This is a genomic window from Caulobacter sp. 17J65-9 (genome assembly GCF_010975005.1).
GTDB lineage: Bacteria > Pseudomonadota > Alphaproteobacteria > Caulobacterales > Caulobacteraceae > 17J80-11.
In genome coordinates this window covers 23,189-29,447 of record NZ_JAAIVC010000031.1, presented here as the reverse complement: position 1 = coordinate 29,447, position 6,259 = coordinate 23,189, and the positions used below count along the sequence as shown (strand labels likewise).

The 6,259-nt window shown below is 69.0% G+C and carries 6 protein-coding genes and 1 pseudogene; 2 read left to right on the top strand and 5 right to left on the bottom strand.

Annotation, left to right across the window (positions count from 1 at the left end):
- Positions 1-167, bottom strand: a pseudogene (locus tag G3573_RS22205) (cysteine desulfurase); the annotation flags it as partial.
- The gene (locus tag G3573_RS07445) at positions 167-616 is read right to left on the bottom strand and encodes an Rrf2 family transcriptional regulator (protein WP_163260453.1); all 450 of its coding nucleotides are present in this window, start codon (positions 614-616) and stop codon (positions 167-169) included. The pseudogene G3573_RS22205 and the gene G3573_RS07445, both read right to left, overlap by 1 nt.
- Positions 617-789: 173 nt before the next feature.
- On the opposite strand from G3573_RS07445, the gene G3573_RS07440 reads away from it, so the two are divergent.
- Positions 790-1,440: an alpha/beta hydrolase gene (locus G3573_RS07440; RefSeq protein ID WP_163260452.1), complete on the top strand. Its 651-nt coding sequence runs from the start codon at positions 790-792 to the stop codon at positions 1,438-1,440.
- Between the two features lie 99 nt (positions 1,441-1,539).
- Here the strand turns inward: G3573_RS07440 and G3573_RS07435 are convergent, their stop codons facing one another.
- The 3 genes from G3573_RS07435 to G3573_RS07425 all read right to left on the bottom strand — a co-directional run bounded on the left by G3573_RS07435 (position 1,540) and on the right by G3573_RS07425 (position 4,574).
- The gene (locus G3573_RS07435) at positions 1,540-2,523 is read right to left on the bottom strand and encodes a TerC family protein (protein ID WP_163260451.1); all 984 of its coding nucleotides are present in this window, start codon (positions 2,521-2,523) and stop codon (positions 1,540-1,542) included.
- A 306-nt stretch (positions 2,524-2,829) separates the two neighbouring features.
- Entirely contained in the window at positions 2,830-4,032 is a 1,203-nt protein-coding gene (locus tag G3573_RS07430; protein WP_163260450.1) for a DUF1343 domain-containing protein, read from the bottom strand.
- Between the two features lie 8 nt (positions 4,033-4,040).
- A complete protein-coding gene (locus tag G3573_RS07425) occupies positions 4,041-4,574 on the bottom strand; it encodes a DOMON-like domain-containing protein (RefSeq protein WP_163260449.1) in 534 nt (177 codons plus the stop codon).
- Positions 4,575-4,992: 418 nt separating this feature from the next.
- Between G3573_RS07425 and tyrS the strand changes: the two genes are divergently transcribed.
- The gene (gene tyrS, locus G3573_RS07420) at positions 4,993-6,255 is read left to right on the top strand and encodes a tyrosine--tRNA ligase (protein WP_163260448.1); all 1,263 of its coding nucleotides are present in this window, start codon (positions 4,993-4,995) and stop codon (positions 6,253-6,255) included.
- The last annotated feature ends 4 nt before the right edge of the window (positions 6,256-6,259 follow it).

Sequence of the window (6,259 nt, the reverse complement as noted above, 5' to 3'; positions counted from 1 at the left end):
GCCGCGACCCGGGCCCGCGCGTCCTCGACCGCCGCGCGCGCGGCGCGGCCGGCGGCGTGCACCGACGACGGATTGCCGCCGATGGCCAGCGCACGCGCCACGGCTTCCGCCGCCTCGGGGCGGATCGGCGCGGTGGCGTTGTAGTCGAGGTAGACGGGCGTCTTCATCAGGCGGCGACCACCTCCGCGGCGTTCGAGCGGTTCACGCGGTTCTCGACCACGTCCTCAAGCGACACCGACGACAGATAGCGATGAATCTCGCGGCCCAGGCCCTCCCACAGATTGTGGGTCAGGCAGCGCTCGCCGCCGAGCATGCAGCCCTTGGGCGAGCTATGTTGGTTGCAGCGGGTGGCGCGGATCGGCTCGTCGACGGCCAGCACGATCTCGGCGACCCAGGTCTGATCGGCGTCCTTGGCCAGGCGGTAGCCGCCGCCGGGACCGCGCACGCTCTTCACCAGGCCGCCGCGGCGCAAGCGCGCGAACAGCTGCTCCAGATAGGACAGCGAAATCTCCTGGCGCTCGGCGATCTCGGCCAGGCTGACCGGGCGATCACGGCCGTTGCGGGCCAGGTCCGCCATCGCCATGACCGCGTACCGCCCTTTGGTGGAGAGGCGCATGGCCCGGGTCCTTCAGAAATCGCGCGCGTTTTGAGCGGCCTGTGCTAAACCCGCCCCCTTGCGGGGCCGGGGCCGGCCGCCTTCGCGGTCGGGACATAGGAAACCCGACTCAGGCGGTCAAGTATTTCAGCGCCGCAAGCGCATGGGATTCGATTGGTCAGACGGGGTTACGTATGCCTGAGGTGATTTTGACCGGCGCGGCCGGCCGCATCGAAGGTCGGTATTCGCCGGGCAAGAAGGAAAACGCGCCGATCGCGCTGATTCTGCACCCGCACCCGAAGGCCGGCGGGCACATGAACAACCCCGTCGCCGTGCAGCTGTATCACCTGTTCATGAAGCGCGGCTTCGCGGTCCTGCGCTTCAACTTCCGCGGCGTGGGCCGCAGCCAGGGCGAATTCGATTCGGGCCTGGGCGAGCTGGCCGACGCGGCCTCGGCGCTGGACTGGCTGCAGGCCAACAACCCGGCCGCCACCCAGACCTGGGTCGCCGGCTACCAGTTCGGGGCCTACATCGGCATGCAGCTTTTGATGCGCCGTCCGGAGACCGACGGCTTCATCTCGGTGTCGCCGCCGACCAACATGTACGACTTCAGCTTCCTGGCCCCCTGCCCGGCTTCGGGCCTGTTCCTGCACGGCGAGAACGACACCATCGTGCCGCCGAACGAGGTCGAGCGCGTGGTCGCCAAGCTGCGCACCCAGAAGGGCATCACCATCGACTACGAGGTGGTCCCGGGCGCCAACCACTTCTGGGTCGACAAGCTGACCGAGGTGGAGACGCGGGTCGGCAACTACCTCGACAAGCGGCTCGAGGCCGAGCCGGCCTGATCCGGCTTTCCCGATGATCGTCACCCTCGGGCTTGTCCCGAGGGCCCATCGTTCAGCCTCCGCGCGCTCGAAAAGAGCCCGCGAGCGTGACGTCGCGCATCACCGCCGCGCGTCGCGCTCGCCATCCGCCATGGGCCCTCGGGACAAGCCCGAGGGTGACGGGTTGGGGCGGGCCTTTCGCGTTTTCAGGACCGAGGCGACGATCGCGCCGCCGAGGATCCCCACGATCAGCACCAGCGCCAGGGCGACGGGCATCTTCCAGACCCCGGCCAGCAGCATCTTGGCCCCGATCAGCACCAGAACCAGGGCCAGGCCGACGTTCAGGTAGACGAAGCGGTCCAGCACCCGCGCCAGGGCGAAATACAGCGCCCGCAGGCCCAGGATGGCGAAGACGTTGGACGTGTAAACGATGAACGGGTCCTCGGTGACGGCGAAGATGGCCGGGATCGAGTCGACCGCGAACATCAGGTCCGCCGCCTCGACCATCACCAGCGCCAGGAACAGCGGCGTGGCGTAGATCACGCGATCGCGCAGGAAGAACTTCTGGCCGTCATAGCGGGGCGTCACCCGCAGGCGCCGCCGCGCGAACTTCAGGATGCGGCTGTCCTCCAGGTCCGGCGCGACCTCGTGCGAGCGCAGCAGCTTGATCCCGGTGAACACCAGGAAGGCCCCGAACACGTACAGGATCCAGTGGAAGTGGGTGACCAGCGCCACCCCGCCCCAGATCATCAGCCCGCGCATGACCAGCGCGCCCAGCACGCCCCAGAACAGGATGCGGTGCTGGTGCTCGGCCGGGATGGCCAGGGTCGAGAACACGAGCGCGATGACGAAGACGTTGTCGAGGCTGAGCGCCCGCTCGATCAGGTAGCCGGTGAAGAACTCCAGCGCCTTGTCCGGCCCGAACAGCCATAGGACGCCCAGATTGAACAGCAGGGCCAGGCCCAGATAGGCGGCGCTCAGCCACAGGGCCTCGGCCATGCCGACGACCTTGGCCTTGCGGTGGAAGACCCCGAGGTCGAAGGCCAGCAGGATCAGGATGAAAGCGTTGAAGCCGACCCAGAGCCACAGCGGCGCGTCGGTCATCGGTCCGTCCCTCCGTCAGGAGGGGTCCGACATCACGGCCGCACGTGCGGCCGCCAGAGGGGCCCGGACCCGTGGGGTGCAGATGGGGGCGGCCCGCGAGGCGGCAAGCGGGGCTTTTGGCCTTCTCCCGGCGGGAGAAGGAAGGGCCCCGCGCGCCGGAGCGCGGAGCGCGGAGGCCCGCGCGGGAGGATGAGGGGTTACGGACGGACACGGCCTTGGCGCTAGGTCAGGCGCCCTCCCGTGCCCCTCACCCTCCCACGTCGCTTCGCGACGCGGGCCCCTCCCTCTCCCGACCGGGAGAGGGGTTCAGTACAGCAGGTGCGGCTTGCGCTCTTCGAGCCAGGCCTCTTCATCCGGCAAGGTGATGGCGTCGAGGTCGGCCGGCGTGCTCGCCGCGTCGTCCACCCATTCCCGCAGGGCCGGGCCGCCGTTGATGACGTCGATGGCCAGCTTGCCGAACTCGTACTCGTACGGGAAATCGCGCCACAGGGCGTAGTCCGGATAGAGCTTGCGGATCGCCTTGAAGGCCAGGGTCTGCAGCCGCCAGGGCTTGAACGCTTCGTGGTCGTAGCTGGGGTCCTCGGTGTGGATCTGCACGCCGGCGCACAGCTGGTGCACGTGCTTGTGGAAGGTCGGTTCGAACCAGCAGTCGCGCAGGCGGCAGCCCTTGAGCCATTGCGGCGCGAAGGCCTGCATCTCGGCCATGACCGCGCGGGCGTCGATGTCCGGCGCGCCGAACAGCTCCAGCGGCCGGGTGGTGCCGCGGCCTTCCGACAGGGTCGTGCCCTCCAGCATCACCGTGCCGGCGTAGGCGCGGGCCATCCACAGGTTGGGCGCGTTGGGGCTGGGATTGATCCAGGCGCGTTCGTAGAGCGGCCAGCCGAAGCCCGGCCCCTCCTCCGGCTTCCAGCCCTCCATCTCAATCACGCGATACTCGACGTCGAGCTTGAAGGCCTGAATGAACCACAGGCCCAGTTCGCCCAGCGTCATGCCGTGGCGCATGGGCATGGGTCCGGCGCCGACGAAGCTCTCCCAGCCGGGACGCAGCGTCAGGCCCTCGACCGGGCGGCCGGCCGGGTTGGGACGATCCAGCACCCAGACTTCCTTCCCGTGCTTAGCCGCGGCCTCCAGCACGTACAGCAGGGTGGTGATGAAGGTGTAGATGCGGCAGCCCAGGTCCTGCAGGTCGATCAGGATCACGTCGAACGTATCCATCGACGCGTCGGTCGGGCGGCGCACCTCGCCGTAGAGGCTGAACACCGGAATGCCGAGCGCCGGATCGTTGAAGTCCGGGCTCTCCATCATGTTGTCCTGCTTGTCGCCGCGCAGGCCGTGCTGCGGCCCATAGGCGGCGGTCAGCTTGACGTCGCCCAGCGCGCCCAGCGCGTCCAGCGAGTGGGTCAGATCGGCCGTCACCGAGGCCGGGTGGGCCAGCAGGGCCACCCGCTTGCCGGCCAGCGGCGCGCGCAGGGCCGGATCGGAAATCAGTCGATCGATGCCGAATTTCATGGTCGGTCCTAGGCAGGAAGCTCGCAGGCGAAGCCGTCGCGGTGGTGGAAATCGGGCCGCCCCGGCGGGTGCCTCAAGGCCCAGTACGACTTGCCGCCGTCCGTGTCCTCGATCACCGCCGTCAGGGCGAGCGGCCATACTTCATCGGCCGGCAGGCCGGGTAAACGGTCAAGCTGCAGGCTCACGCGAACTTCATACAGCCCCTCGTCCGCGCGGGCCTCGATGACGGGGGCGTCGACGTCGGCGTCGGCCACGCCCTCGCGGTAACCGGCGAAGCCGTAGGCGGCCCAGCGGGTCGAGGGCGCGAAGTTGAACTCGTAATAGCCGCCGTCGGCGCGGGCCACGAAGGCCTCGAAGCAGGTGTGCTTCCACAGCTCGTCGGCGCGCTCCGGCGCGGCCGGGGCCGGCAGGCGCAGATCGTCGATCGCGCCGGTGACGAGGTAGCGGAGCTCCAGGCTCGACGCGCGGCGCTCGACCTCGACCTCGATGGCCAGGGCGCTCGCGGGCGGGGTGTCGGGGTGCGGACTTAGGGCCAGGCGCATGACGAACGAATGCCAGATTCTACGAGGAGTGTGCGTCCCTCTCTCCCGTCTGTCCCGGCGAAAGCCGGGACCCAGATTCATCCGGAACGCTTCCGGGCTTCACCTGGGCCACGCTTGCGCCGGGGCATATGGATTGGGGGATGCTTGACGAAAGCACGTCCCGCACCGCACTTTGAGCGCCATGTTCGAACGCGCCGCCAACACGACGTCGTATTACCGCTCGCTGTCATAGCGAGCGGGCTGTTCGATCACACCGATCACGCGCCGCCACCGGGTCGGCGACGTGCATCGAAGAAGCGGTCTCCGGCCCGAAAAGCCTCCCAGGAGCCGCCGAATGACCTCCCTTCCCGCTTCCGATCTTGGGCCGCGCCCTGCGGCCGTGCTAAACGCGCCCGCCGATTTCCAGGAGAGCCGCGCCATGTCCGACGTCCAGTACCGCTCTGAATTCCTGCGGGTGCTGCACGAGCGCGGCTTCGTCCACCAGGTCACCGACCTGGCGGCGCTGGACGCCAAGGCGGCGTCAGGCCCGATCACCGCCTACATCGGCTTCGACGCCACCGCGCCCAGCCTGCACGCAGGCTCGCTGGTGCAGATCATGATGCTGCACTGGCTGCAGAAGACCGGCCACCGGCCGATCGTGCTGATGGGCGGCGGCACCACCAAGGTGGGCGACCCGTCGGGCAAGGACACCCAGCGCTCCATGCTGGACGACGCCGGCATCGCCGCCAACATCGCCGGCATCCGTCAGGTGTTCACGAAGTTCCTGAGCTTCGGCGACGGCCCGACCGACGCGATGATGCTGGACAATGCGTCATGGCTGGACGGCTTCGGCTACATCCAGTTCCTGCGCGACTTCGGCCCGCACTTCACCGTCAACCGCATGCTGACCTTCGACAGCGTCAAGCTGCGGCTCGAGCGCGAGCAGCCGCTAACCTTCCTCGAATTCAACTACATGCTGATGCAGTCGGTGGACTTCCTGGAGCTCTACAAGCGCCACGGCTGCGTGCTGCAGATGGGCGGCTCCGACCAGTGGGGCAACATCGTCTCCGGCGCCGACCTGGTGCGCCGCCTGGCCGGCGCGGAGGCCTGGGGCCTGACCACGCCGCTGCTGACGACCGCGTCGGGCGCCAAGATGGGCAAGACCGCCTCGGGCGCCGTGTGGCTGAACGCCGACATGCTCAGCGCCTACGACTACTGGCAGTTCTGGCGCAACGCCGAGGACAAGGACGTGGGCCGCTTCCTGAAGCTGTTCACCACCCTGCCCATGGACGAGATCGCCCGGTTGGAGGCCCTGCAGGGCGCGGAGATCAACGAGGCCAAGAAGGTGCTGGCCGACGAGGCCACCGCGCTCCTCCACGGCCGTGACGCCGCCGAGACCGCCCGCGCCGCCGCCCAGGCCGCCTTCGAGCAGGGCAAGCTGTCGGCCGACCTGCCGACCGTGGAGATCGCCCGCGCCGAACTGGAAGCCGGCCTGCCGGTCGCAGCGCTGGCCGCCGAGCACGCCGGCCTGGCCGGCTCGCGCAGCGAGGCCCGCCGCCTGGCCCAGGGCGGGGGCCTGCGCCTGAACGACGTGCAGATCGCCGACGGCAACCAGCTGGTCACGCTCGCCGACCTGAACGCCGACGGCGTGCTGAAGCTGGCCGCCGGCAAGAAGAAGATCGTGCTGGTCAAGCCGGTCTGAGACT

Bases quoted from the DNA above. Each gene is read 5' to 3' on its own strand.
- tyrS (WP_163260448.1), top strand. From the start codon at position 4,993: ATGTCCGACGTCCAGTACCGCTCTGAATTCCTGCGGGTGCTGCACGAG.
- G3573_RS07445 (WP_163260453.1), bottom strand. From the start codon at position 616: ATGCGCCTCTCCACCAAAGGGCGGTACGCGGTCATGGCGATGGCGGAC.
- G3573_RS07430 (WP_163260450.1), bottom strand. From the start codon at position 4,032: ATGAAATTCGGCATCGATCGACTGATTTCCGATCCGGCCCTGCGCGCG.
- G3573_RS07440 (WP_163260452.1), top strand. From the start codon at position 790: ATGCCTGAGGTGATTTTGACCGGCGCGGCCGGCCGCATCGAAGGTCGG.
- G3573_RS07425 (WP_163260449.1), bottom strand. From the start codon at position 4,574: ATGCGCCTGGCCCTAAGTCCGCACCCCGACACCCCGCCCGCGAGCGCC.
- G3573_RS07435 (WP_163260451.1), bottom strand. From the start codon at position 2,523: ATGACCGACGCGCCGCTGTGGCTCTGGGTCGGCTTCAACGCTTTCATC.